Here is a 25,740-nt window from a genome sequence, read left to right on the forward strand (position 1 = left end):
GAAAGTAATTTTATCGTGAAATAGTTCAATTTTCTCACGTTAAGACCGATACAAAAAATGACCCATTAACTATTTTCAAGTTTCGGTGAAAGGGAGATGTTTACATGTTTCAATATGAAGAACTAAATAAGCAGTTTATCGGCGGCCGATGGAGGGATGGAAGCAGCCGGAACGTATTGGAAGACAGAAATCCTTATACTCAGAAAGTCATCACCTCATTCCGAAAAGCGACGCCTGATGATGTGGATGCGGCGTACCGTGCCGCGGCTCTTGCGAAACAAGAATGGGACAAAGTAAACCCTTTTAAAAAGCGGGCCATTTTGGAAAAAGCGGTATCTTTCATCGAAGAGCATGAAGAAGCGATTGTTTACTTAATCATGGAGGAACTTGGCGGAACAAGACTGAAGGCTGAGTTTGAAATCGGACTTGTTAAAAATATGATAAAAGAAGCCGCAACATTTCCGGTGCGGATGGAAGGGAAAATTCTCCCGTCGACGATTGACGGAAAAGAAAACAGGCTGTACAGAATACCCGCCGGAGTCGTCGGGGTGATCAGCCCGTTTAATTTCCCGTTTTTCCTTTCAATGAAATCTGTTGCGCCGGCACTCGGCGCGGGGAACGGCGTTGTATTGAAGCCTCATGAAGAAACACCGATCTGCGGCGGCACGCTTATCGCGAAAATTTTTGAAGCGGCCGGCGTACCGGACGGGCTGCTGAACGTCATCGTTACGGATATCGGGGAGATCGGCGACAGCTTTGTCGAACATCCCGTGCCGCGAATTATCTCATTTACAGGTTCAACAGGGGTAGGCAGCTATATCGGACAGCTTGCGGTTAAACACTTTAAAAAACCGCTGTTGGAGCTTGGCGGAAACAGCGCTCTGATCGTGCTTGAGGATGCTGATCTCGAATACGCCGTCAATGCGGCCGTATTCAGCCGGTTTACGCATCAGGGCCAGATCTGCATGTCGGCGAACCGCGTGCTCGTTCACACGTCTGTATATGACAAATTTACAGAGCTTTACGAAGCGAAAGTGTCATCGCTGAAAGTCGGCGATCCGATGGACCCTGATACGGTTATCGGGCCTTTAATCAATGAGAGACAGGCGGAAGGTTTAAAACGGTCTGTTGAAAAGGCGATAGAAGAGGGAGCGGTTCCGGTCTTGTCCGGCCGATTCAGCGGAACGATCGCTGAACCTGTCATCTTAAAAGATGTGAAGCCTGATATGAGCATCGCGAAGGAGGAACTGTTCGGCCCGGCCGTCTGCATCATGCCGTTTGAAACGGAGGATGAAGCTGTCAGCATCGCAAACGCGACACCGTTCGGTTTAAGCGGAGCCGTGCATACGGCAAACGTTGAGCGGGGCGTTGAGTTTGCAAAGCGGATCGAGACCGGCATGATTCACGTCAATGATACGACCATTAATGATGAACCGAATGTCGCGTTCGGCGGCGAGAAGCAATCAGGTCTCGGCAGGCTGAACGGCGAATGGAGCCTTGAAGAATTCACCACGCTGAAATGGATTTCGGTTCAGCATGAAAAACGGCAATTCCCATATTAAGAAGGAGTGAAAGAAATGAGTATACAGACGGAGCAGCAAACGCACAGCCTGCTTGACGCTTTTGTCAAAGTTGCGCCTTTTTTAAACAGTCTGATCCAAGATGACATCACCATCGGGATTTATGATACGGAAAAATTAATCGTGAACATTCCGGCTAAAACTTTTTCTCTTAACGTAAAGCCGGGCGACCCGCTGCAAAAAGGGGATATCATTACAGACGCGATCCGCATGAATCAGAAGAAGACAAGCATGGTGCCGAAAGAGCTGTTCGGATTTCCGCTGATTGCCAGAGCGATTCCGCTTCACGATGAAAACGGAAAAGTTATCGGCGGCGTCGGTCTCGGCACCAGCCTTGAAAAATCAGCCAAGCTTCATGATGTCGCTGAAAGCCTGTCCGCCGTCGTGGAACAGACGGCTTCAGCGGTCGCGGATATTTCAGAATCCATCAACGGCTTTTCGTCACAGATGTCCGGGATTTCCGCTCAGGCGAAACAAGTCAGTGAAAGCGCGGGAGAAATCGCAGACATCTCCGTCACAGTCAAGGGCATCTCAGATCAAAGCAATCTGCTCGGTTTAAATGCGGCTATTGAAGCCGCGAGAGCCGGAGAATCCGGCAAGGGCTTTTCCGTTGTGGCGGACGAAATCCGCAAGCTTGCCACTCATTCAAAAGACAATGTCGGCCAAATTGACCAGATTACGAAAAAAATCCACAGCCTGCTGAAAGGGCTGGAGGATTCTATTGAATCCATCAACCAGAACACAGACGGCCAAGCGGCGGCGGTTGAACAAATTTCTGCAACGATGCAGGAAATTTCGGGAAGCGCCCAGCATTTAGCGAAAATGGCTGAAAACGTGCTCGGAGATTCATAAAAAAGGGGGGGAGCTTACGGGCTCCTTTTTTTGTTTTATCTTAGCATTCGGAAACTGCTCCTCACACGTTTGACCCGTCATGCTCAAGGGTACACATACGAATACATCACCAATGATAAAGGAGAGTTTTGTATGTCTGATGCAAATCTGCACAACCCGCAGACGAAATATGACCATGATGAATTTCCAAAACAATATCAGGAACCGCCCGGTTTGCAGAAAGAGATGAAGCCTGTGCCGGACTGCGGTGAAACAAGCTACAAAGGAGCAGGAAAGCTGAAGGGAAGAAAAGCCCTTGTTACCGGAGGCGATTCGGGAATCGGCCGGGCTGCCGCAATCGCCTATGCCCGGGAAGGGGCGGATGTAGCCATTAACTATCTGCCTGAGGAACAGCCGGATGCCGAAGAAGTAAAAGCATTAATTGAAAAAGAAGGAAGAAAAGCCGTTCTGCTGCCGGGTGATTTAAGCGATGAAGCGTTTTGCGGAGAATTGGCGGAAAAAGCGTATCAAGAGCTTGGCGGTCTTGACACGCTCGCTCTTGTCGCCGGCAAACAGCAGGCAGTGGATGATATCAGCGATCTTGCCACAGAACAAATCTATCAAACCTTCGAAGTCAATGTATTTTCACTGTATTGGCTCGTCAAGGCGGCGCTTCCGTATTTGCCAAAAGGCGCGTCTATTATCACGACAACGTCCGTAGAAGGGTATAATCCAAGCCCGATGCTATTGGATTATGCCGCGACGAAACATGCTATTATCGGTTTTACCGTCGGCTTAGGAAAGCAGCTGGCGAATAAAGGAATCAGAGTCAACTCGGTAGCGCCGGGGCCGATCTGGACGCCGCTGCAGATTTCGGGAGGACAGCCCGGTGAAAACATTCCGAAATTCGGCAAGGAAACACCGGCCGTTCCATTAAATCGTGCCGGCCAGCCGGCGGAGCTTGCGGGGATTTATGTCTTTTTGGCCTCAGAGGAATCCAGCTATGTGACATCCCAAATTTATAGTGTAAGCGGAGGAATTCCGACAGCGTAATCAATAAGGAGCTGCCCTTCATACGGGGCAGCTCTTTTTTTGATGTTATGTGCCGAGCACGTTTTGATTATACAGTACGCTCGGATGTGACGGGTGGTAGGAGGCGGCTTTGTCGTTATGAATCTTCGCTTTTTCTCTGTCGCCGAGCTGCCAGTAGCAGACGCAGAGCTGCAGATGGGGATACCAGGTGGAGAACTCGAGCTGGGTAAAGCCTGCATCGCTGCTTTTGGCGGATAGGGCGAGCTCATACCAAAACACGCCCTGCCGGTATTGCCGTTTCTCAGCAAAAAAGTCACCCAGCCTGCAGCAGAACTCCGGCCGCGGGCAATCGATCAAAAATGATTTTAAAAGAGACGTCATGGCTGCCTCTTCATGGCCGACCGCCCTGTAGCAATCGGATAAGTATTGGCATGTTCTGATCTCATCTTCGATCCAGCACTGTTTTGTGGAAAGAAAATGGTGATAATACGTAATGGCGCGCTGATACTGGCCGTGATCTTTTAATTCATTCGCAAAGTAAAATAAATCGCGGGGTGTCATCGTTTCATTGTTTTCCGCCATTTTCTCGTAAATCCTCAAGTTGCGGTCTGAGGGAGGCGAATGCTGCTTCTCGGATTTGCGGTGTGTGACGGCGATCTCGGTTTCTATGATGTTTCCGTATACTTCCAGATATTCATGCACGGCTCCGATCCAGTGAAACCCTTTTTCCCGCTTGACGAGACGGTTGCGCCGGTATCTGAAGCTGACCTCTCCCCGATCATCAAAGCCGACGTGATAATACATGGATACCGCGTCAACTTCTTTTGAAAGTGACGCCTTCAGTTCAAGCAGTTTTTCGCGGTCCTTTTCCAAAAAAATATCGTCGGCGTCCAGCCACAGAATATAATCCATTTCCGCTTTGGAAAACGCAAAATTCCGGGCGGCTGCAAAGTGATCGACCCATTCAAAATCATAAATCTTATCCGTATAACGGGCCGCGATTTCTTTCGTCCGGTCGGTTGAGCCCGTATCAACAATCACCATTTCATCCGCAATGTCTTTGACGGAATCAAGACAGCCCGCAAGCACTTCCTCTTCATTTTTTACAATAACGCACAAACTGACGCTGATCATGTCATCACCTCTTCACCTCCAGTGTATAAAAGGAGAGGCGGAAACATTCTTCGGACAAAATGATCTCTTCCAAGAAATTTGTCTGCCCTTTTACTAGTTTTATTCCAGCGCCTGATTTAAAATGAACACATGAACTTACGTGAGGATTGATAGGAACCATGAGCATCATAAAAGCGGAAAACCTTTATAAAACATACGGAGATAAGACATTATTCGACCATATCTCCTTTCATATTGAAGAGAATGAAAGAATCGGTTTAATCGGCCCGAACGGAACGGGCAAGTCAACGCTTCTGAAAACCATTGCCGGCCTTGAATCAACGGAAGAAGGCGAGATTACGGCGTCAGGAAGCGTGCATATTGAATTTTTGCATCAGGACCCCGAGCTTCCTGCCGGACAAACCGTGCTTGAACATATTTATTCCGGCGACTCGGCAGTCATGAGAACGATGAGAGAGTATGAAAAAGCGCTTCAGGCGCTGAATGAAGAGCCTGAAAATGAACAGCGCCAGAAGCACCTGCTTGATGCGCAGGCCAGAATGGACGCGAATGATGCATGGGAAGCGAATACGTTAGCCAAAACGGTTTTGACAAAACTTGGCGTTACCGATTTAATGAAGGATGTCAGCGAGCTGTCCGGCGGCCAGAAAAAGTGCGTCGCGATTGCGAAAAACGTCATCCAGCCGGCTGACCTGCTCATTTTGGATGAACCGACAAACCATTTGGACAATGAAACGATTGAATGGCTGGAAGGCTACTTATCGCAATATCCGGGCGCCGTCATGCTTGTCACGCACGACAGATATTTTCTGAACAGGGTGACGAACAGAATTTACGAGCTTGAGAGAGGCAGCCTTTATACGTATAAGGGAAACTATGAAGTATTTCTGGAAAAGCGGGCCGAACGGGAAGCACTGGCAGAGCAGAAAGAAACAAAACGTCAAAATCTTCTGCGCCGCGAATTGGCATGGCTCAGAAGAGGGGCGAAAGCGCGCTCGACAAAACAAAAAGCGAGAGTGGACAGAGCAGAGGCGCTCAAGGAGCAAAAAGGGCCGGCAGTCTCCGGATCGCTCGATTTCGCGATCGGCTCCCACCGTCTCGGAAAACAGGTGATCGAAGCGGAAAACGTCACCATTACTTATAACGGCCAAGCGCTGATCAGCCAATTTAACGAGCTTGTCATCCCGGGGGAAAGAATCGGCATCATCGGGCCGAACGGAATCGGGAAAACAACACTATTAAACAGCCTCGCCGGCCGAGTTCAGCCTGACAGCGGCAATATCACCATCGGGCAGACGGTCCGGATCGGCTACTACACCCAGGATCACAGTGAAATGAACGGTGATATGAAAGTCATTGAATATATAAAAGAGACGGCTGAAATCGTCAAAACGGCGGAGGGCGATGTCATCACCGCGGAACAAATGCTTGAGCGCTTTCTGTTCCCGCGCCCGATGCAGCAGACGTATATCAGAAAGCTGTCGGGCGGGGAAAAGCGCCGTCTGTACTTGCTGAATGTACTGATGCAGGAGCCGAATGTGCTGTTTTTAGACGAGCCGACCAATGATCTGGACACAGAAACATTAAGCGTGCTCGAAGATTATATCGAACAGTTTCCGGGCGTCGTCATCACGGTATCCCATGACCGCTATTTCCTTGACCGAGTCGTTGACCGCCTGATCGTATTTGAAGGGCAAGGCGTCATTTCCCGTTTCCAAGGTTCGTACAGCGAATACATGGAATATGCAAAAGCAAAGAAAACGTCGGTAAAACAGCCGGCTGAAGAGAAAAAGGCGGAGGAAGAGCCGAAGAAAAAGCGCAAAAAGCTTTCGTATAAGGATCAGATCGAATGGGACGGCATCGAAGACAAAATCGCCGGTCTTGAAGAGAAGCATCAGCGTCTGGAAGCGGAAATCGCCGAAGCGGGAAGTGATTTCGGAAAGATTCAAGAACTGATGGCCGAACAGGCAAAAACGGCTGAAGAGCTTGAAGCGGCGATGGAACGCTGGACTGAACTGTCACTGATGATTGAAGAACTTGAGAATTAAGAAAAGCCGGTATGATCCCCAGGTCATACCGGCTTTTTTGTCATAAACAGATGTCTGCCGGAACATACCGCTTGAGCGATATGTTCTTGTTCATGTCCGTCTAAAGCAATCCCAGCAAAGCGTCCGAAACCGTCCAAGTTTAAACACAAATCGCATCGAAATATCTAATGATAGCATATTATAACAAAATTTTTTCTTTAAAAGTTTACGTTTACGTTAAGGTTCAAAAGGTGTATAATAGTATCAGATACGACAAGAGGGGGATTCACCTTGGAATGGATGAAGATTGATCAAGTTGCCAAACGAAGCGGATTGACAAAACGAACCATTCGGTTTTACGAGGAGATTGGTTTAATTCCTGCTCCTAAAAGGACAGAAGGCGGCGTCCGGCTTTACTCTGAGGATGATATGGAGGAACTTGAAAAAGTAACAAGCACAAAAGAAGTGCTCGGTTTTTCCCTTCAGGAGCTTCAGCAGTTTATGGAGATGAGCCGTCAGCTGGAATTAAACAAAGAGGGGTACTTATTGTCACTGGATCCGAAGGAACGGAAAGAAAAGCTGGAAGAAATTCAGCACGCTTTGAATCACCAGCTTGAGATGATTGATGAAAAGATCAGCACATTCCTGCATTTTAAAGAGCGCCTTAACGGAATGAAAGAAAAAGCTGACCGCGCCATTCAATCAATCGAATGATTTTGCTGTAAACGCTATGGATATAGCGTTTCTTTTAATGGATCAAATAGGAGGCCTGATCAAATGGATACATCATCACAACAGAAAACAGGCTTATTCAGCCAGCCGAAAGCCGTTTGGGCGGTTGCGTTTGCCTGTGTTATTTCCTTTATGGGAATCGGACTTGTCGATCCGATTCTTCCGGCAATTGCCGCACAATTACATGCTTCACCTAGTGAAGTATCGCTGCTGTTTACAAGTTATTTGCTCGTGACCGGTTTTATGATGTTTTTCTCCGGGGCGATTTCCAGCCGGATCGGCGCAAAATGGACACTGCTTCTCGGACTTATTTTTATCATCGTGTTCGCCGCCCTTGGCGGAAGCTCAGGTTCAATCGCTCAGCTTGTCGGCTATCGCGGCGGCTGGGGACTCGGGAATGCTCTCTTTATTTCAACCGCGCTTGCCGTCATCGTCGGAGTGTCCGTCGGGGGCAGCGCCAAAGCCATTATTTTGTATGAGGCCGCGCTCGGTCTGGGGATTTCCGTCGGACCGCTTGCAGGCGGAGAGCTTGGGAGCATCTCATGGCGCGCTCCGTTTTTCGGAGTGTCTGTCCTCATGTTAATCGCACTTTGTGCGATTTCGCTCATGCTGCCGAAGCTGCCGAAACCGGCGAAACGCGTCGGTGTGTTTGACGCAATGAAGGCGCTCAAGTATAAAGGATTGCTGACCATGGCGTCGGCGGCGTTTTTATACAACTTCGGTTTCTTTATTTTGCTTGCCTATTCACCGTTTGTGCTTGATCTGGATGAGCACGGTCTCGGCTATGTCTTTTTCGGCTGGGGTTTATTGCTTGCGGTTACGTCTGTATTTACAGCGCCGGCCTTGCATAAAGCGCTCGGCACAGTCCGTTCGCTCGTCGTTCTGTTCATCTCTTTTGCCGTGATTTTGTTTATTATGGGCATTTGGACAGAACACATGGCGCTTGTCATTACTTGCATCGTCATCGCAGGCGCTGTGCTCGGGATGGTCAACACCATCATGACGACAGCCGTCATGGGGTCCGCTCCTGTCGACCGTTCCATCGCATCTTCTGCATACAGCTCTGTCCGGTTCATCGGGGGAGCCATTGCGCCGTGGATTGCGGGAATGCTGTCAGAGCGTTTTACAGCCCACACGCCGTACCTTGTAGGAGGAGCGGTCGTGCTGGCGGGTATGCTGATCTTGCTTCTGGGACGCAAACATCTCGCCGGAATAAAAGCCGGACATTAAGAAAAAAAGGAACTTCCGCACAGGCGGGAGTTCCTTTTTGTATTTACAGCACTTTCGTCGTCCAAGACTCACAGTTCCATGTTTCCGTCGCGATATCCATGTAGAATTCCGGTTCGTGGGAAATCAGCAGAATAGAGCCTTTGTATTCTTTCAGCGCGCGTTTCAGCTCTTCTTTCGCATCGACATCCAGGTGGTTTGTCGGCTCGTCAAGCACAAGCAGGTTTGTTTCTGAATTGATCAGTTTGCACAGTCTGACCTTCGCTTTTTCTCCTCCGCTGAGAACGGAGACGCGGCTTTCAATATGTTTGGTCGTCAGGCCGCATTTGGCGAGGGCGGCGCGGATTTCATATTGGGTAAAGGAAGGAAATTCGCTCCACACTTCTTCGATACACGTATTGTTATTGGTTTCTTTCACTTCCTGCTCGAAATAGCCCGTGTATTGATGTTCGCCCCGTTCCACCGTGCCTGAGAGCGGCTGAATTTCACCGAGCAGGCTTTTTAACAGTGTCGTTTTCCCGATGCCGTTTGCGCCGTACAGGGCGATTTTCTGGCCGCGTTCCATTTTGAGATTGAGCGGGCGTGACAGCGGAGTATCGTAGCCGATGACTAAGTCCTTCGTTTCAAAAATCAGCTTGCCTGACGTTCTCGCAGGCTTAAAATGGAATTCCGGTTTCGGTTTTTCAGCCGCCAGTTCAATCATATCCATCTTATCAAGCTTTTTCTGGCGGGACATCGCCATGTTTCTCGTGCTGACCCGCGCTTTGTTTCGGGCGACGAAATCCTTCAGCTCAGCCACTTCCTGCTGCTGTTTTTTATAGGCGGCTTCGAGCTGCTGTTTTTTCACTTCGTATACTTCCATGAATTGATGATAGTCACCGACATAACGCGTCAGCTCTTGGTTTTCCACATGATAAATCAAATTGATCACGCTGTTTAAAAACGGAATGTCGTGAGAAATTAAGATGAACGCATTTTCATATTCCTGCAAATAGCGTTTCAGCCATTCAATATGCTGCTCATCGAGGTAGTTGGTCGGTTCGTCCAACAGAAGGATTTCCGGCTTTTCCAAAAGCAGTTTGGCGAGCAGCACTTTCGTCCGCTGTCCTCCGCTTAAGTCAGTGACGTCACGGTCAAGTCCGACATCCTGCAAGCCGAGGCCCCGGGCGATTTCTTCGACTTTGCTGTCAATCACGTAGAAATCATTATTCGTCAGGGCATCCTGAATGACACCGACACCTTCCAGCAGCTGCTCAAGCTCGTCAGGGTCCGCTTCGCCCATTTTGTTATAAATCTCATTCATTTCTTCTTCCATCGCAAATAAGTAATGGAACGCATCCTTCAGCACATCGCGGATCGTTTTCCCTTTTTCAAGCACGGTATGCTGATCGAGATAGCCGACGCGCACGTTTTTCGCCCACTCAACTTTTCCCTCATCAGGCTCAAGCTTTCCGGTAATAATATTCATAAACGTTGATTTACCTTCGCCGTTTGCTCCGATTAAGCCGACGTGCTCCCCTTTTAAAAGACGGAACGATACATTGTTAAAAAGCGCACGGTCACCGAAGCCGTGGCTTAAATCTTTTACGGATAAAATACTCATCATTACACCTCTATCGTTATCAGACACGCTGTTTCGTCATGTGTCTTTCTCATTTATGATTATAAAGGAGGAGACCGTTTGTTAAAAGGCTTGGAAGGAAAAAGAAAATTGCGTTTGGCGCGTGCATTTGAGATACTATGGAGTAGATTTTAAGAATTGAGGAGAACGACATGACCCAAACATGGCCATTTTTACAGCATACACAACCATTTATCGCCGAAAACTGGGAGGCGTCAGGCTTTCAGGAGCCGACCGTCATTCAGGAAAAAGCCGCTCAGGTGATCATGGAAGGAAAAGACGTCATCGCCGAATCCCCGACGGGAACGGGAAAAACATTGGCGTACACGCTTCCGGTTTTGGAGCGGATCAACCCGGAGCAAAAACATCCGCAAGTGATTATTTTAGCGCCGTCCCGCGAGCTTGTGATGCAGATTTTCCAAGTGATTCAAGATTGGAAAAAAGGCTCTGATCTTCGCGCTTTGTCTTTGATCGGCGGAGCAAACGTGAAAAAGCAGGTGGAAAAGCTCAAAAATAAACCGCATATCATTGCAGGCACACCGGGAAGGGTGCTTGAATTGATTCAGGCGAAAAAGCTGAAAATGCATGAAGTCAAGACGATCGTTCTTGACGAAGCTGATCAGCTTGTGACAAAGGAACACCGCGAAACGATGAAAAAAATCATTAAAACGACGCTGAGAGACCGCCAGCTTTTAAGCTTTTCAGCTACGCTGCAGCCGGAGACAGAAGAGGTGCTGAATGCGATCGCACACGAACCGTCCGTTTTGAGAGTGAAGCGGAATACGGAGGAAAAGGCGCGGGTCACGCATCAATACCTCGTCTGCGATCAGCGGGATAAAGTGAAGCTGCTGCAAAAGCTGTCACGGCTGAACGGCATGCATGCGCTCGTTTTCGTCAGAGATATCGGGAATTTAAGCGTCTATGCGGAAAAACTTGCGTATCACCATGTGGGTCTCGGCATTCTGCACGGGGAAGCGAAAAAAATGGAGCGGGCAAACATATTATCAGCGTTTGAACGGGGAGAATTTCCGCTGCTTCTGGCCACTGACATTGCGGCGCGCGGACTCGATATCGATGATCTTCCGTATGTCATTCACGCGGACATACCGAATGAAGACGGGTATATCCACAGATCGGGCCGGACGGGGCGTGCCGGTAAAGAAGGAACCGTACTCAGCCTTGTCACGCCGATGGAAGAATCCAAACTGAAAAAAATGGCCAAGTCACTCGGAATTGAACTGAAAGAGGCTGTCTATTCAGGCGGAAGACTATCTGAGAAATAAGAAACGGAGGGCAAAAAAGCCCTCCGTTTTTTTGATTTATACTTTAATGATCTGTTTGCCTTTATTTTCTCCTTTAAACAGGCCGAGGAACGCGTCAGGAATATTGCTGAATCCTTCCGTAATCGTTTCTTCATAATGAAGCTTTCCGTCCTTGAGCCATTCAGCCAACTGTTTCGCGCCTTCAGAAAAGCGGTCAGAATAATCACCGACGATGAATCCCTGCATCAGCGCCTTTGATTTGATCAGCTTCGCCTGCACGCGGGGGCCCATGTCTTCCTCTTCACTTTCGGTATTGTATGAAGAGATTGCTCCGCATACCGGAATGCGGGCGAATTCATTCAGCAGGTTCATCACCGCATCTGAAATCGGTCCGCCGACATTGTCAAAATAGACATCGACGCCGTCAGGACATGCATGTTCAAGCGCTTTTTGAATATCATCTGCCGTTTTGTAGTTAATGGCTTCATCAAACTGAAGCTCCTCTTTCAGATACGCGATTTTTTCGTCAGATCCGGCAATGCCGACAACGCGCGCGCCTTTGATTTTAGCAATCTGCCCGACTGTTGAGCCGACGGCGCCCGCAGCTCCTGAAACGACGACGGTTTCGCCTTTTTTCGGACGGCCGATATCAAGCAGCCCGAAGTAAGCGGTCAGTCCGGTCATCCCTAAAATGCCGAGATAGGCCTGGGCGGGTGCGATATCCGTATCCAATTTGCGGAGGGCGGACTCATTGACGGCTGAATATTCCTGCCACGCGAGATTCCCGATCACAACATCGCCTTTTTTTAGCTTATTTCCGTCTGTCAGAACCTCGGCAATAACTCCGCCTGTTATGGCTTCATCTAAAGCGAACGGCTCGACATATGATTTGGTATCCTGCATCCGTCCGCGCATGTACGGATCAACGGAAACATAACTCGTTTTTACAAGCACTTCGCCGTCTTTCGGTTCGGGAACGGCAATCGTTTCAAATCGGAAGTCGTCATGGACGGGAACGCCTTGGGGGCGTCTTGCCAATTGAATCTGCTGCTGATTTTTCGTCATACTACATCCTCCTTCAACATGAGTGTTTGTTCCAAATGTAACACGAACCATTTCCCGAATACAAAATCAAACCGTCAGCCGGCATAAAAAAAAGAAGGGCTGGGGCCCTTCTTTCTTCATAAGCGTCATTTAAAAGAATAACTGATATATGTCGGTGTTTTTCTCATGTTCCAAATATTCATAGGCATTCGTTTTAGAAGAATGAAGCATGTCGGCGGTGATCACAGGCCGAAGCGCGGTCAGATAAGAACCGAGCGTATTCTCAATTTCTTTCGGCAGAACGGATTCTATATCACCGATATTTATAATAATAGAGAAAACGAAATCGATATTAATATGAAAGGTATCTTCAGCAAAGGCCGTAAGCTCTTTTATTCCGTCCGGGCAGCGGGTATGCCGGCGGAATACCTGCTTCACTAAATCACTGACAACCCAAGCGTTAAATCGCTGTTCCGGTGAAAAATAATGAATAGGAAGCACCTCCCTGCTTGATCGGCTCGTAAAGGTTTTTATTTTTCTGACAAAGTGTCTTCTCCTACTGTAACATGTCCCGGAAGAAAATATCCACTGACAATCTTCCTGAATTTTTATGGAACTCTCTTTCTTTTGTTTGATACTCGATGAAGCGGGTAAACAACCAATATACAAAAACAAAAGGGAGGACTTATCAATGAAACCGGTAGTAAGAGAATATACAAATGATCAAAAACTGATGCAGGACGTAAAAGAGCTTCAGCAATTGGGTGTCGCAAAAGAAGACGTATATGTGCTTTCTCATGATGACGACAGAACGGATCGCCTGGCCGACAATACGGATGTCAATACCATCGGAGCGAAAGAAATGGGCATTAAACACGCGGTCGGCAATATGTTTAATAAAAAAGGCGACGAGCTCCGCAACAAAATTCACGAAATCGGCTTTTCGGAGGAGGAAGCATCACAATTTGAAAAGCGCTTAGATGAAGGAAAAGTTCTTCTGTTTGTCACGGATAACGAAAAAGTAAAATCATGGGCGTAAGCTGAATTAGATCCCAAGGGGTTTTCGGTCCCTTGGGATTTTTTTGCGGGTTCCGCAATAAAACCGAAAGGCACCTTCACTACATTTGCGGTGCTGTTTTTCAACTGATTTGATACAATTTGATTGCAATAAATTGGAATGTAAATCAGGAGGAGCACAATTTATGAAAAAAATGCTATTTATGCTGGCGGTTTGTTTATGTATGATCCCAGCGGACGTCCATGCCGCTGACCTAGGCCGGCAGACGTTAGGAACAAATGACGGCTGGGGAGCTGCTTTTGGCGGAACAACCGGGGGAGCGAAAGCCTCATCATCCAACGTATACACCGTATCAAACAGAAAGCAGCTTGTTTCTGCATTAGGGGGAAGCGCCAACAGCACGCCGAAGATTATTTACATACAAGGCACAATCAATATGAATACAAACGATAACAATAAAACGCTCGGCTTTAATGATTATAAAGATCCGGCATATGATCTAAACGCATATCTGAAGGCGTACGACCCGGCTAAATGGGGGAAAAAAGCGCCGTCAGGCACCCAGGAAGATGCCAGACAGCGATCCCAAAAAAAACAGAAAGCGCAGGTCGTGATTGACATCCCTTCAAATACGACCATCATCGGCTCAGGCTCAAATGCCAAAGTGACAGGCGGAAATTTTAATATTAAGAATGGCGTCGACAATGTCATCATCCGCAATATTGAATTTCAAGACGCTTATGATTATTTTCCGCAATGGGACCCGACTGACGGGGACAGCGGCAACTGGAACTCGGAATATGACAATATCACCATTAACGGGGCGACGCACATATGGATCGATCATTGCACCTTTAATGACGGATCGAATCCTGACAGCGGTTTTCCCTACTATTACGGGAGAAAATATCAGCACCATGACGGCCAGACGGATATGGCCAACGGGGCGAATTATGTGACATTATCCTATAATAAATATCATGACCATGACAAAGGCTCCGTCATCGGAAACAGCGACAGCAAGACGTCAGATGAAGGAAAATTGAAGGTGACCATTCACCATAACTATTACCAGAACATCGTCCAGCGCGCACCGCGGGTCCGGTACGGGCAGGTTCACATTTATAATAATTTTTACGCAGGCTCGAAAAGCGCCGCATACCCGTTCAGCTATGCATGGGGCGCGGGACATGCGTCAAAAATATATGCCCAGAATAATGTCTTTGAAGTGCCGGGACTGGCTGCTGATAAGGTCATCAGCGTTTTCAGCGGCGGAAAAGCGCTTCATGAAGACGGCACGCTTTTAAACGGCGCCGCCATTAACGCGTCAGCCGCCAACGGATTAAGTCAGTCCGTCGGCTGGACACCGTCATTGCACGGCTCCATCGGCTCATCATCAAATGTAAAATCCGATGTTATATCTAATGCCGGTGCGGGAATATTAAAATAAGAAACAAGAAACACAAAGGAAAATATTCCTTTGTGTTTTTTAATTAACAAAAACATTTATTAACTTAGTTAAGTAGTAAAATGGGATAGGGGATGGAAGATAACAAAATAGGAGGAGACCTGTAATGGCTTCAGAAAAAGACGCAAAAAAACAGCAGGCAGTAAAAATCATTCCATTGCTTATTACTGTTGCTGTGGGATTAATCATTTGGTTTATTCCCGCGCCGTCCGGACTTGAACCTAAAGCATGGCATTTGTTCGCTATTTTTGTCGCAACAATTATCGGCTTTATCTCCAAGCCCTTGCCAATGGGCGCAATTGCAATTTTTGCATTGGCAGTCACCGCGTTAACGGGAACGCTGTCTATTGAAGATACGTTAAGCGGATTTGGAAACAAGACAATCTGGCTGATTGTCATCGCCTTTTTTATTTCCCGGGGGTTTATCAAAACCGGGCTCGGCGCCAGAATTTCTTACGTATTCGTACAACGGTTCGGGAAGAAAACACTCGGCCTTTCTTATTCACTGCTTTTCAGTGATTTAATCTTATCTCCCGCCATTCCGAGCAACACGGCACGGGCGGGCGGCATTATTTTTCCTATTATCAGATCATTATCCGAAACATTCGGATCAACGCCGGCAGACGGAACAGAGCGGAAAATCGGCGCTTTCTTATTAAAGACCGGTTTTCAAGGAAACTTGATTACGTCTGCGATGTTTTTGACGGCAATGGCGGCGAATCCGCTGATCGCCAAGCTGGCCCATGATGTCGCAGGGGTGGACATCACATGGACAAGCTGGGCAATCGCGGCCATTGTACCGGGATTGGCGAGCTTAATCATTACGCCGCTCGTCATTTATAAGCTGTATCCGCCGGAAATTAAAGAAACACCGGACGCGGCTAAAATCGCAACGGAAAAATTGAAAGAAATGGGTCCGTTTAAAAAATCCGAACTCTCCATGGTCATCGTCTTTTTATTGGTGCTTGCGCTGTGGATTTTCGGAGGAAGTTTAAATATCGACGCAACGACAACGGCTTTGATCGGATTATCCGTTTTGCTTTTGTCACAGGTATTAACATGGGAGGACATCAAAAAGGAACAAGGTGCATGGGATACGCTGACTTGGTTCGCGGCGCTTGTTATGCTGGCGAATTTCCTGAATGAACTCGGCATGGTGTCTTGGTTCAGCAATATGATGAAATCTTCTGTTTCCGGTTTTTCATGGATTGTGGCATTTATGATTTTAATTGTCGTATATTATTACACTCATTATTTCTTTGCGAGCGCAACCGCGCATATCAGCGCCATGTACGCGGCATTTCTCGCCGTAATCGTGGCAGCGGGCGCGCCGCCGCTATTGGCAGCGCTCAGCCTGGCGTTTTTCAGCAACCTCTTCGGTTCGACGACGCATTACGGCTCAGGAGCGGCTCCGGTCTTTTTCGGAGCAGGCTATATATCACAAAGCAAATGGTGGTCCATCGGCTTTATCCTGTCGATCGTCCATATTGTGACATGGCTTGTCATCGGTGGATTATGGTGGAAAGTTTTAGGTTTATGGTAGAAGAAAAAAGGCAGACTCAGGTCTGCCTTTTTTTTGTTTCTATAAGGGATGGGAAGGCCCAGCACATGATGGCTTCAGTTGGAATACAATATTGCCGGGGTGATAATATGAGCAGCAGCCGTAATCAATACATGATATTGAAACAGAAGCCTTACAAATATATGAGCAGACATATGAAACGCTGGTATGAACAGTTACTATGTGATAATGAACAGCCGGAAATAGTGACGAAAAAACAGTTTCCGTCTTTAGATGAAAATCGATCCGCCTTGTGCGCACCCCAGCTGCGAGGCCCTGAAGGCAAAAGAGGCCCCGCCGGCTCCCGAGGTCCGCAAGGGGAGGCAGGTCCGCCCGGTCCTCCGGGTCCTGAGGGACCGCCGGGAGCGGTTCCGGTTGTCGCTTTTCAAAATAATACAGAACAAATGACGATTCCGTTAGAAGGAACACCGATAAACGTGTTAAGCACTGTGATAGATGCGCCGACGGATCAATTTGTAAAAACGGATGCCGTCATACAAGTAAATGTGGAACTGGATCCGCTCGCGTCTAATTTCTCACTGGTCTTAGCTGTCGATCTGCAAAGAAATGGGGTATCTATTCAAACACAGAGACAAGAGCGGAACCTCTTTTCTTCAGGCGGGCAAATCATAGGAATTCCTTTTACGTACATCGACGAAATGGCAGCGGGAGAAACAGCCGCGTACCAGCTCTTTTTATCCGTGCTTTCTTCGAATTATGTAACACAAGTGACAGCGGAAAACGGCTCCCTTATCGCGACGGGATTCCCCGTTCAAGGATCGGACTAAGGTGATGAAAAGAAATCACCTTTTTTATTTAGGTTGTCAAAAGAGAGCCCGTATTAATATGCTGTCTTAAAAAGTAAGGCTGTCTACTGGAAGGAGAGGGAAAAAGATTGAATGAATAATCCGATTATGAACGGAGGCTTTGAAACCGGCACATTAGCAGGATGGAGTTCGGCAAATACCCAGATTAACAGTTTGTTTGCACATTCAGGGAGATACTCAGCGCAATTTATTGGAACTCAGCCATATGCTTACCTCAGTCAAATTGTCCCAATTTCAGCCAAGTCACTGACTCTATTCGTATCACTGGCAACGCTAGGAAATGAGCCAAGTCCCCAGGTAACCCTCCAGATCATATTTGTCAGTGCAGCAGGTGAAGAAATCAGTTCCATTCAAGAAAATATCACACCCGGAAATTTGCCGAACGTGCTCTTTCATACATGGTCTGAAATTTATAAAACAAGTACGGTTCCTTCTGGCACAGCCTCTGCTGTCATTATATTAAGTAAAGTTTCTTCTGGCACAGTATTAATAGACGACGTTTCATTGGCGCAAACCGGGGGTGACCCTGGCTCAACAGGAATTACAGGCCCCACGGGAGCGACGGGGCCCACGGGAGCGACAGGAGTAACCGGAGCAAGAGGGGCGACTGGAGCAACGGGAGTAACCGGAGCAACTGGTGTAACAGGCCCAACAGGACCAACCGGCGCAACAGGAGCAACAGGCGTAACGGGATCAAAAGGTGTAACTGGAGTAACTGGTGTAACCGGTCCAACAGGTGCAACCGGCTCAACCGGCCCAACGGGTCCAACAGGAGAAACCGGTTCAACAGGTGCAACGGGAGTAACAGGATCAACGGGGTCAACCGGAGCAACCGGTCCAACGGGGACAACAGGACCAACAGGACCAACAGGAGTAACGGGCTCAACCGGCGCAACAGGTGCAACAGGCTCAACCGGCGCAACAGGTGCAACAGGCTCAACCGGTCCAACTGGAACAACAGGAGCAACGGGATCAATCGGCTCAACAGGAGTAACGGGAGAAACCGGACCAACAGGATTAACAGGAGAAATCGGCCCAACGGGTCCAACTGGAATAACCGGGCTAACTGGAGTAACCGGAGCAACAGGCTCAACAGGAGCAACTGGCCCAACTGGTGCAACTGGAACAACCGGAGCAACCGGCCCAACGGGTCCAACAGGTGAAACGGGAGTAACAGGATTAACTGGTCTAACAGGTTCAACAGGAGCAACTGGTCCAACAGGAATAACAGGATCAACAGGCTCAACCGGAGTAACAGGATCAACTGGGACAACTGGAGCAACAGGGGTAACTGGCGTCACAGGAGTAATGGGGTCAACCGGAGCAACCGGAGTAACGGGAGAAACCGGCCCAACGGGTCCAACAGGTGAAACGGGAGTAACAGGATCAACTGGAGTAACGGGAGAAACCGGGCCGACAGGTTCAACTGGAATAACAGGCTCAACCGGGGCAACTGGTGTAACAGGCCCAACCGGAGCAACTGGTGTAACCGGAGCAACCGGGGCAACTGGAGTAACAGGATCAACAGGATCAACTGGAGCAGCAGGAGTAACTGGAGCAACTGGAGTAACAGGATCAACAGGATCAACCGGATCAACAGGTATAACGGGAGTAACAGGTTCAACAGGAATAACAGGATCAACGGGTGCAACCGGAGTAACCGGCGCAACTGGTCTAACCGGAATAACAGGTCCAACCGGAGCCACCGGATCAACAGGGGTAACTGGCGTCACAGGAGTAACGGGCTCAACCGGAGTAACCGGCTCAACCGGAGAAACCGGCCCAACCGGAGTAACCGGTGCAACGGGAGTAACTGGAGAAACCGGCCCAACGGGTCCAACCGGCTCAACCGGAGTAACCGGTGCAACGGGAGTAACGGGAGAAACCGGAGTAACGGGAGAAACCGGAGCAACCGGAGTAACTGGCCCAACAGGAGCAACAGGAATAACAGGATCAACTGGTACAACCGGAGCAACCGGCTCAACCGGAGAAACCGGCGTAACGGGTCCAACCGGTATAACCGGATCAACAGGTGTAACGGGAGTAACAGGTTCAACTGGTCCAACAGGAATAACAGGATCAACGGGTGCAACCGGAGCAACAGGACCGACTGGAACAACAGGAGAAACGGGAGCAACCGGCTCAACGGGTCCAACCGGCCCAACCGGAGTAACGGGATCAACCGGCGCAACAGGAATAACAGGATCAACTGGAGTAACTGGCCCAACGGGTGCAACAGGAGAAATCGGATCAACTGGTCCAACAGGAATAACAGGCTCAACCGGGCCAACCGGCTCAACCGGAGTAACAGGTCCAACCGGGGAAACTGGCCCAACTGGTGTAACTGGAACAACAGGAGCAACCGGCCCAACAGGAGCAACCGGCCCAACAGGAGCAACCGGCCCAACCGGAGTAACAGGATCAACTGGAGTAACAGGATCAACCGGCGCAACTGGAGAAACCGGAGTAACAGGAGCAACGGGCTCAACTGGTGCAACAGGATCAACAGGATCAACTGGTGCAACAGGATCAACAGGATCAACTGGTGCAACTGGATCAACTGGAACAACCGGAGAAATCGGCCCAACAGGCGCAACTGGAGCAACAGGGATAACCGGAGCCACTGGAGAAACCGGTTCAACGGGAACAACCGGAGTAACGGGAACAACCGGAGAAACTGGCCCAACTGGAGTAACGGGAGAAACCGGAACAACAGGATCAACAGGAGTAACGGGCTCAACCGGCCCAACGGGAACAACCGGAGTAACAGGCGTAACGGGTCCAACCGGAATAACAGGATCAACAGGTGTAACGGGAGTAACAGGTTCAACTGGTCTAACAGGTTCAACTGGTCCAACCGGAATAACAGGTTCAACTGGTCCAACCGGAATAACAGGATCAACTGGTTCAACCGGAGTAACCGGTCCAACCGGCGCCACCGGAGCAACAGGGGTAACTGGCGTCACAGGAGTAACAGGCTCAACCGGAGCAATCGGCCCAACCGGAGTAACCGGTCCAACCGGAGTAACAGGCTCAACCGGAGCAACCGGCCCAACCGGAGTAACCGGTCCAACCGGAGTAACAGGTGCAACGGGGACAACAGGACCAACTGGAACAACCGGAGTAACAGGTGTAACCGGCCCAACGGGATCGACTGGGCCGACAGGATCAACCGGAGTAACCGGCCCAACAGGCTCAACAGGAGTAACGGGCTCAACCGGAGAAACCGGTCCAACCGGAGTAACGGGCTCAACCGGAGAAACCGGTCCAACCGGAGTAACGGGCTCAACCGGAGAAACCGGTCCAACCGGAGTAACGGGCTCAACCGGAGAAACCGGTCCAACCGGAGTAACGGGCTCAACCGGAGAAACCGGTCCAACCGGAGAAACCGGCCCAACCGGAGTAACCGGTTCAACTGGAGCAACCGGCCCAACCGGAGTAACGGGATCAACTGGAGTAACAGGAGTAACCGGATCAACAGGATCAACAGGAACAACAGGATCAACAGGAGCAACAGGATCAACTGGAGCAACCGGATCAACAGGAGAAATCGGCCCAACGGGTCCAACGGGAATAACCGGTCCAACAGGAACAACAGGAGCAACAGGAGAAACTGGTGCAACGGGCTCAACCGGAGCAACAGGATCAACCGGATCAACAGGAGTAACAGGATCAACTGGGACAACTGGAGCAACAGGGGTAACTGGCGTCACAGGAGTAGCGGGGTCAACCGGAGCAACCGGAGTAACGGGAGAAACCGGAACAACGGGCCCAACAGGCTCAACCGGAGTAACTGGTGCAACTGGATCAACTGGAACAACCGGAGAAATCGGCCCAACCGGAGTAACAGGATCAACTGGAGCAACAGGTTCAACTGGAGTAACCGGAATAACGGGAGAAACCGGCTCAACGGGTCCAACCGGCCCAACGGGTGCAACAGGATCAACAGGCTCAACCGGAGCAACTGGCCCGACTGGTGCAACAGGGCCAACCGGAGTAACGGGAGAAACCGGATCAACTGGAGTAACGGGATCAACAGGCTCAACCGGAGTAACGGGATCAACCGGCGCAACAGGTGCAACCGGCCCAACAGGAATAACAGGCCCAATCGGAGAAACAGGAGTAACTGGAGTAACCGGTGCAACAGGAGAAATCGGATCAACTGGATCAACTGGAGTAACGGGAGAAACCGGGCCGACAGGTTCAACTGGAATAACAGGCTCAACCGGGCCAACCGGCTCAACAGGAGTAACCGGTCCAACGGGATCAACAGGAGAAACCGGTCCAACAGGAGTAACAGGATCACCGGGGACAACTGGAGCAACCGGGCCAACCGGCTCAACCGGAGCAACTGGCCCTACTGGTGTAACAGGCGCAACAGGAGCAACTGGTCCGACTGGTGTAACCGGACCAACCGGAGCAACGGGATCAACCGGCGAAACTGGAGCAACAGGAATAACAGGAACAATGGGTCCAACCGGCCCAACCGGAGTAACGGGATCAACCGGCGCAACAGGTGCAACCGGCCCAACAGGAATAACCGGCTCAACCGGAGCAACTGGCCCAACGGGATCGACCGGCCCAACGGGATCGACCGGCCCAACCGGAGAAACAGGAGTAACTGGAGTAACCGGTGCAACAGGAGAAATCGGATCAACTGGAGTAACGGGAGAAACCGGGCCGACAGGTTCAACTGGAATAACAGGCTCAACCGGGCCAACCGGCTCAACCGGAGCAACTGGCCCGACAGGTGTAACCGGCCCAACGGGGTCGACCGGGCCAACCGGCTTAACCGGATCAACTGGAGCAACCGGCTCAACAGGAGTAACCGGTCCAACGGGATTAACAGGAGAAACCGGGCCAACAGGAGTAACAGGATCACCGGGGACAACTGGAGCAACGGGTCCAACCGGAGCAACAGGCCCAACAGGATCAACTGGATCAACAGGAGCAACAGGATCAACAGGATCAACAGGATCAACAGGATCAACAGGATCAACAGGATCAACAGGATCAACAGGATCAACTGGATCAACAGGAGCAACAGGAATAACAGGATCAACCGGAGTAACCGGCCCAACTGGATCAACAGGAATAACCGGATCAACAGGAATAACCGGATCAACAGGTGCAACCGGCCCAACAGGAGTAACAGGCTCAACCGGAGTAACCGGCCCAACGGGGTCAACAGGTGCAACCGGTCCAACAGGTGCAACCGGAGTAACTGGAGAAACAGGATCAACAGGACCAACAGGAGAAATCGGTGCTTCTGGAGCAACAGGATCAACAGGATCAACAGGATCAACAGGATCAACAGGATCAACAGGATCAACAGGATCAACTGGATCAACAGGATCAACAGGATCAACTGGATCAACAGGAGCAACAGGAATAACAGGAGCAACCGGAGTAACCGGCCCAACTGGAGTAACTGGAACAACCGGCGCAACCGGCCCAACTGGATCAACAGGAGTAACCGGCGCAACCGGCCCAACGGGATCAACTGGAGCAACAGGCGCAACCGGAGTAACAGGCTCAACCGGTTCAACAGGCTCAACCGGAGTAACAGGCTCAACCGGTCCAACGGGGTCAACTGGATCAACCGGTCCAACGGGGTCAACTGGATCAACCGGCCCAACGGGGTCAACTGGATCAACCGGCCCAACGGGGTCAACTGGATCAACCGGCCCAACGGGGTCAACTGGTGCAACCGGCCCAACTGGATCAACTGGATCAACAGGAGCAACAGGAATAACAGGATCAACCGGAGTAACCGGCCCAACTGGATCAACAGGAATAACCGGATCAACAGGAATAACCGGATCAACAGGTGCAACCGGCCCAACAGGAGTAACAGGCTCAACCGGAGTAACCGGCCCAACAGGCTCAACAGGCAGTACACCGACCTTGCTCTTCACAAGAACCAACGGGCCGCTCACTGTTTACCCGCCATTAAATACAGAAATTCCTGTTGCTACGCTGGCAATCCCAGTTAATGCTTTGCAGAATATAAAGCTGGATTATTCAGTCAGCGTCGAGGTAACATCTACAGCCAATTCAAACTTTGTCTTTGAAATAAGATTATATAGGGGAGCAGTACAGATTCATACAAGACTTTTGTCGCGATCTATTATTAGCGCAACTACTGAAAGGTTTCCGATTGCTGATACTACAGTAGATACAGCTCCGACCGCAGGAACAAACACGTACCAGCTGAGAGTTGTTTTCACAACTGCTAGTAATATAACAACAGCAACAGCTCTCAATATTGATTTTAACAGCATTAGTTTTCCGACAACCTCATGAAAATAGCAAACTGATATTTTAAAGGTGAAAGGCCTGACTGATATACGGTCGGGTCTTTTTTCTGTAAATGCTGTGCAGCATGCAAACTTAAAGACCAGTTGATATTTTTAAAGGGAATTTTGAAACACCATTTGTCTTTGTGAAAATATTATGCAAGAAGAGGTGGTGTAATGAGAAAAGGAGATACTTGGTATAGCAGATGTGATTCTTGGGATTGCGACTGCCGGCATTGTAATGATTGTTGCTGTCATTCTCAACATAAAAGAAGAAATCAAAGGCGCAGCTATCATAATCGGGCACATTGCTGTGAAGGATGCTGTTGCGAAAACTCTTGCTGTCATGAAAGATGGTGTCCGTGCTGTCATCCGAATCATTATCATGGAAGAGGAGAGACTGGGGCAACGGGGCTGACTGGAGCCACCGGAGTAACAGGAGCCACCGGAGTAACGGGAGCGACTGGAGACCCGGGTGCCACTGGTCCCACTGGAGCCACAGGAGTAACTGGTCCAACAGGAGATCCAGGAGTAACCGGAACGACTGGAGTAACGGGTGCCACAGGGATAACAGGAGTCACCGGAGCAACAGGAATAACTGGTGCGACGGGAGCCATGGGAATCACCGGAGCCACCGGGGTAACCGGCGTCACAGGAGCAACAGGCGTCACAGGAGTAACGGGTGCAACAGGAGTAACGGGAGCGACTGGAGACCCGGGTGCCACCGGTCCCACTGGAGCCACAGGAATCACCGGAGCCACCGGATCAACAGGAGTAACAGGAGCCACCGGGGTAACGGGAGCCACCGGAGCCACCGGAGCCACCGGAGTAACAGGAGATACCGGAACAACAGGAATCACCGGCGCCACAGGAGCAACCGGAGTAACCGGAACGACCGGCGCAACCGGATCAACAGGGGTAACCGGAGCCACGGGAGTAACGGGCTCGACCGGAGATACTGGAACGACCGGAGTAACGGGTGCAACAGGAGCCACGGGAATCACCGGCGCAACCGGATCAACAGGGGTAACTGGCGTCACAGGAGTAACGGGAGTAACGGGAGCCACGGGAGTAACGGGCTCGACCGGAGATACTGGATCAACAGGGGTAACCGGAGCCACGGGAATCACCGGCGTCACAGGAGTAACAGGAGATACCGGAGCCACGGGAGTAACGGGTGCCACTGGAACGACCGGCGCAACCGGATCAACAGGGGTAACGGGCGTCACAGGAGTAACGGGAGCAACCGGAGCCACGGGAGTAACGGGCTCGACCGGAGATACTGGATCAACAGGGGTAACCGGAGCCACGGGAATCACCGGCGCCACCGGAGCAACAGGGGTAACCGGCGTCACAGGAGTAACAGGCGCCACGGGAATCACCGGAGCCACGGGAATCACCGGAGCCACGGGAGTAACGGGTTCGACCGGAGATACTGGAGCCACTGGATCAACAGGGGTAACTGGCGCCACAGGAGTAACGGGTGCAACCGGAGTAACCGGAACGACCGGAGCCACTGGAGCCACCGGAGCAGGCGCGATCATTCCTTATGCTTCAGGCCTTCCAACTGCCGTGACCACCATTGCCGGCGGATTAATCGGAACGGTGAGCCTTGTCGGGTTCGGCAGTTCTGTGACGGGCGTCAATGTCGGAGGAGGAGGTGCAATTGATCTTACCGGGGCCGGAGGGACTCTGCTGAACTTTGCTTTTTCTGCTCCGAGAAGCGGAACCATTACATCAATTGCCGCCTATTTCAGTACAACCGCAGCATTGTCACTTGTCGGCTCGACTGTCACGATAACTGCACAATTATACAGTTCAACTGTGCCGAACAATACGTTCACACCGATTCCCGGAGCATCTGTCACCTTGGCTCCTGCCCTTACCGGCGTATTATCCATCGGCAGCATCAGCAATGGAATCACTACAGGGCTGAACATTGCGGTAACTCCTCAAACCCGGCTGTTAATGGTATTCTCCGCCACTGCGACAGGTCTTTCTCTTATTAATACAGTGGCGGGATATGCAAGCGCGGGAGTTACGATTTCTTAAGTGAAAACGGCCAGACTGGTGTGAA

At 50.1% G+C, this 25,740-nt stretch carries 18 protein-coding genes; 14 read left to right on the forward strand and 4 right to left on the reverse strand.

Annotation, left to right across the window (positions count from 1 at the left end; all coding sequences use genetic code 11):
- Nucleotides 1-104 precede the first annotated feature (104 nt).
- From MHH91_RS03860 to MHH91_RS03870, 3 genes are all read left to right on the forward strand, one after another.
- Nucleotides 105-1,562 carry an aldehyde dehydrogenase family protein gene (locus MHH91_RS03860; protein WP_013351336.1) on the forward strand — a complete coding sequence of 486 codons (1,458 nt, stop codon included), beginning with the start codon at nt 105-107 and terminating at the stop codon, nt 1,560-1,562.
- A 465-nt stretch (nt 1,563-2,027) separates the two neighbouring features.
- Complete coding sequence (locus tag MHH91_RS20760; protein ID WP_373418726.1) at nt 2,028-2,432, forward strand: methyl-accepting chemotaxis protein; 405 nt, start codon at nt 2,028-2,030, stop codon at nt 2,430-2,432.
- Nucleotides 2,433-2,564: 132 nt separating this feature from the next.
- Entirely contained in the window at nt 2,565-3,464 is a 900-nt protein-coding gene (locus MHH91_RS03870; RefSeq protein WP_013351338.1) for an SDR family oxidoreductase, read from the forward strand.
- A gap of 45 nt (nt 3,465-3,509) precedes the next feature.
- Here the strand turns inward: MHH91_RS03870 and MHH91_RS03875 are convergent, their stop codons facing one another.
- The gene (locus tag MHH91_RS03875; protein WP_013351339.1) at nt 3,510-4,577 is read right to left on the reverse strand and encodes a tetratricopeptide repeat-containing glycosyltransferase family 2 protein; all 1,068 of its coding nucleotides are present in this window, start codon (nt 4,575-4,577) and stop codon (nt 3,510-3,512) included.
- Nucleotides 4,578-4,735: 158 nt separating this feature from the next.
- Here MHH91_RS03875 and MHH91_RS03880 point away from each other — a divergent pair, with 158 nt between their 5' ends.
- The 3 genes from MHH91_RS03880 (at nt 4,736) to MHH91_RS03890 (ending at nt 8,566) form a co-directional block, all read left to right on the forward strand.
- On the forward strand, nt 4,736-6,625 hold the full coding sequence (locus MHH91_RS03880) for an ABC-F family ATP-binding cassette domain-containing protein (RefSeq protein ID WP_014471555.1): 1,890 nt from the start codon (nt 4,736-4,738) through the stop codon (nt 6,623-6,625).
- Between the two features lie 270 nt (nt 6,626-6,895).
- Nucleotides 6,896-7,318, forward strand: coding sequence for a MerR family transcriptional regulator (locus tag MHH91_RS03885; RefSeq protein WP_013351341.1), 423 nt, complete (start codon nt 6,896-6,898; stop codon nt 7,316-7,318).
- Nucleotides 7,319-7,381: 63 nt separating this feature from the next.
- Entirely contained in the window at nt 7,382-8,566 is a 1,185-nt protein-coding gene (locus MHH91_RS03890) for an MFS transporter (protein ID WP_013351342.1), read from the forward strand.
- A 43-nt stretch (nt 8,567-8,609) separates the two neighbouring features.
- Here the strand turns inward: MHH91_RS03890 and MHH91_RS03895 are convergent, their stop codons facing one another.
- Nucleotides 8,610-10,166, reverse strand: coding sequence for an ABC-F family ATP-binding cassette domain-containing protein (locus MHH91_RS03895; protein ID WP_013351343.1), 1,557 nt, complete (start codon nt 10,164-10,166; stop codon nt 8,610-8,612).
- Between the two features lie 170 nt (nt 10,167-10,336).
- Between MHH91_RS03895 and MHH91_RS03900 the strand changes: the two genes are divergently transcribed.
- Nucleotides 10,337-11,467, forward strand: coding sequence for a DEAD/DEAH box helicase (locus MHH91_RS03900; protein ID WP_014469877.1), 1,131 nt, complete (start codon nt 10,337-10,339; stop codon nt 11,465-11,467).
- 36 nt (nt 11,468-11,503) lie between these two features.
- On the opposite strand, the gene MHH91_RS03905 is transcribed toward MHH91_RS03900, so the two are convergent.
- Entirely contained in the window at nt 11,504-12,511 is a 1,008-nt protein-coding gene (locus tag MHH91_RS03905) for an NADP-dependent oxidoreductase (protein ID WP_014469878.1), read from the reverse strand.
- Between the two features lie 129 nt (nt 12,512-12,640).
- Nucleotides 12,641-12,991, reverse strand: coding sequence for a DUF3212 family protein (locus tag MHH91_RS03910; protein ID WP_014469879.1), 351 nt, complete (start codon nt 12,989-12,991; stop codon nt 12,641-12,643).
- Between the two features lie 190 nt (nt 12,992-13,181).
- On the opposite strand from MHH91_RS03910, the gene MHH91_RS03915 reads away from it, so the two are divergent.
- The 7 genes from MHH91_RS03915 (at nt 13,182) to MHH91_RS03950 (ending at nt 25,715) form a co-directional block, all read left to right on the forward strand.
- Nucleotides 13,182-13,529, forward strand: a complete 348-nt coding sequence (locus tag MHH91_RS03915) for a general stress protein (protein WP_340977031.1) — start codon at nt 13,182-13,184, stop codon at nt 13,527-13,529.
- Nucleotides 13,530-13,692: 163 nt separating this feature from the next.
- Nucleotides 13,693-14,958 carry a pectate lyase family protein gene (locus MHH91_RS03920; protein WP_014469880.1) on the forward strand — a complete coding sequence of 422 codons (1,266 nt, stop codon included), beginning with the start codon at nt 13,693-13,695 and terminating at the stop codon, nt 14,956-14,958.
- Between the two features lie 124 nt (nt 14,959-15,082).
- Complete coding sequence (locus tag MHH91_RS03925; RefSeq protein ID WP_013351349.1) at nt 15,083-16,519, forward strand: anion permease; 1,437 nt, start codon at nt 15,083-15,085, stop codon at nt 16,517-16,519.
- A 107-nt stretch (nt 16,520-16,626) separates the two neighbouring features.
- A complete protein-coding gene (locus MHH91_RS03930) occupies nt 16,627-17,325 on the forward strand; it encodes a hypothetical protein (protein ID WP_014471557.1) in 699 nt (232 codons plus the stop codon).
- 111 nt (nt 17,326-17,436) lie between these two features.
- Nucleotides 17,437-23,670, forward strand: a complete 6,234-nt coding sequence (locus tag MHH91_RS20765; protein WP_445661945.1) for an NTTRR-F1 domain — start codon at nt 17,437-17,439, stop codon at nt 23,668-23,670.
- A gap of 201 nt (nt 23,671-23,871) precedes the next feature.
- Nucleotides 23,872-24,081: a hypothetical protein gene (locus MHH91_RS03945; RefSeq protein WP_014469881.1), complete on the forward strand. Its 210-nt coding sequence runs from the start codon at nt 23,872-23,874 to the stop codon at nt 24,079-24,081.
- Nucleotides 24,078-25,715: an exosporium glycoprotein BclB-related protein gene (locus MHH91_RS03950; protein WP_251191857.1), complete on the forward strand. Its 1,638-nt coding sequence runs from the start codon at nt 24,078-24,080 to the stop codon at nt 25,713-25,715. Before MHH91_RS03945 ends, MHH91_RS03950 begins: the two co-directional genes overlap by 4 nt.
- Nucleotides 25,716-25,740 lie beyond the last annotated feature (25 nt).

Source organism: Bacillus sp. FSL K6-2819, assembly GCF_038008305.1.
Taxonomy (GTDB): domain Bacteria; phylum Bacillota; class Bacilli; order Bacillales; family Bacillaceae; genus Bacillus; species Bacillus amyloliquefaciens.

Coding starts and splice junctions, on each gene's coding strand:
- MHH91_RS03920 (WP_014469880.1), top strand. CDS start 13,693: ATGAAAAAAATGCTATTTATGCTGGCGGTTTGTTTATGTATGATCCCA.
- MHH91_RS03870 (WP_013351338.1), top strand. CDS start 2,565: ATGTCTGATGCAAATCTGCACAACCCGCAGACGAAATATGACCATGAT.
- MHH91_RS03925 (WP_013351349.1), top strand. CDS start 15,083: ATGGCTTCAGAAAAAGACGCAAAAAAACAGCAGGCAGTAAAAATCATT.
- MHH91_RS03860 (WP_013351336.1), top strand. CDS start 105: ATGTTTCAATATGAAGAACTAAATAAGCAGTTTATCGGCGGCCGATGG.
- MHH91_RS03900 (WP_014469877.1), top strand. CDS start 10,337: ATGACCCAAACATGGCCATTTTTACAGCATACACAACCATTTATCGCC.
- MHH91_RS20765 (WP_445661945.1), top strand. CDS start 17,437: ATGAATAATCCGATTATGAACGGAGGCTTTGAAACCGGCACATTAGCA.
- MHH91_RS03875 (WP_013351339.1), bottom strand. CDS start 4,577: ATGATCAGCGTCAGTTTGTGCGTTATTGTAAAAAATGAAGAGGAAGTG.
- MHH91_RS20760 (WP_373418726.1), top strand. CDS start 2,028: ATGTCCGGGATTTCCGCTCAGGCGAAACAAGTCAGTGAAAGCGCGGGA.
- MHH91_RS03880 (WP_014471555.1), top strand. CDS start 4,736: ATGAGCATCATAAAAGCGGAAAACCTTTATAAAACATACGGAGATAAG.
- MHH91_RS03895 (WP_013351343.1), bottom strand. CDS start 10,166: ATGAGTATTTTATCCGTAAAAGATTTAAGCCACGGCTTCGGTGACCGT.
- MHH91_RS03905 (WP_014469878.1), bottom strand. CDS start 12,511: ATGACGAAAAATCAGCAGCAGATTCAATTGGCAAGACGCCCCCAAGGC.
- MHH91_RS03915 (WP_340977031.1), top strand. CDS start 13,182: ATGAAACCGGTAGTAAGAGAATATACAAATGATCAAAAACTGATGCAG.
- MHH91_RS03930 (WP_014471557.1), top strand. CDS start 16,627: ATGAGCAGCAGCCGTAATCAATACATGATATTGAAACAGAAGCCTTAC.
- MHH91_RS03890 (WP_013351342.1), top strand. CDS start 7,382: ATGGATACATCATCACAACAGAAAACAGGCTTATTCAGCCAGCCGAAA.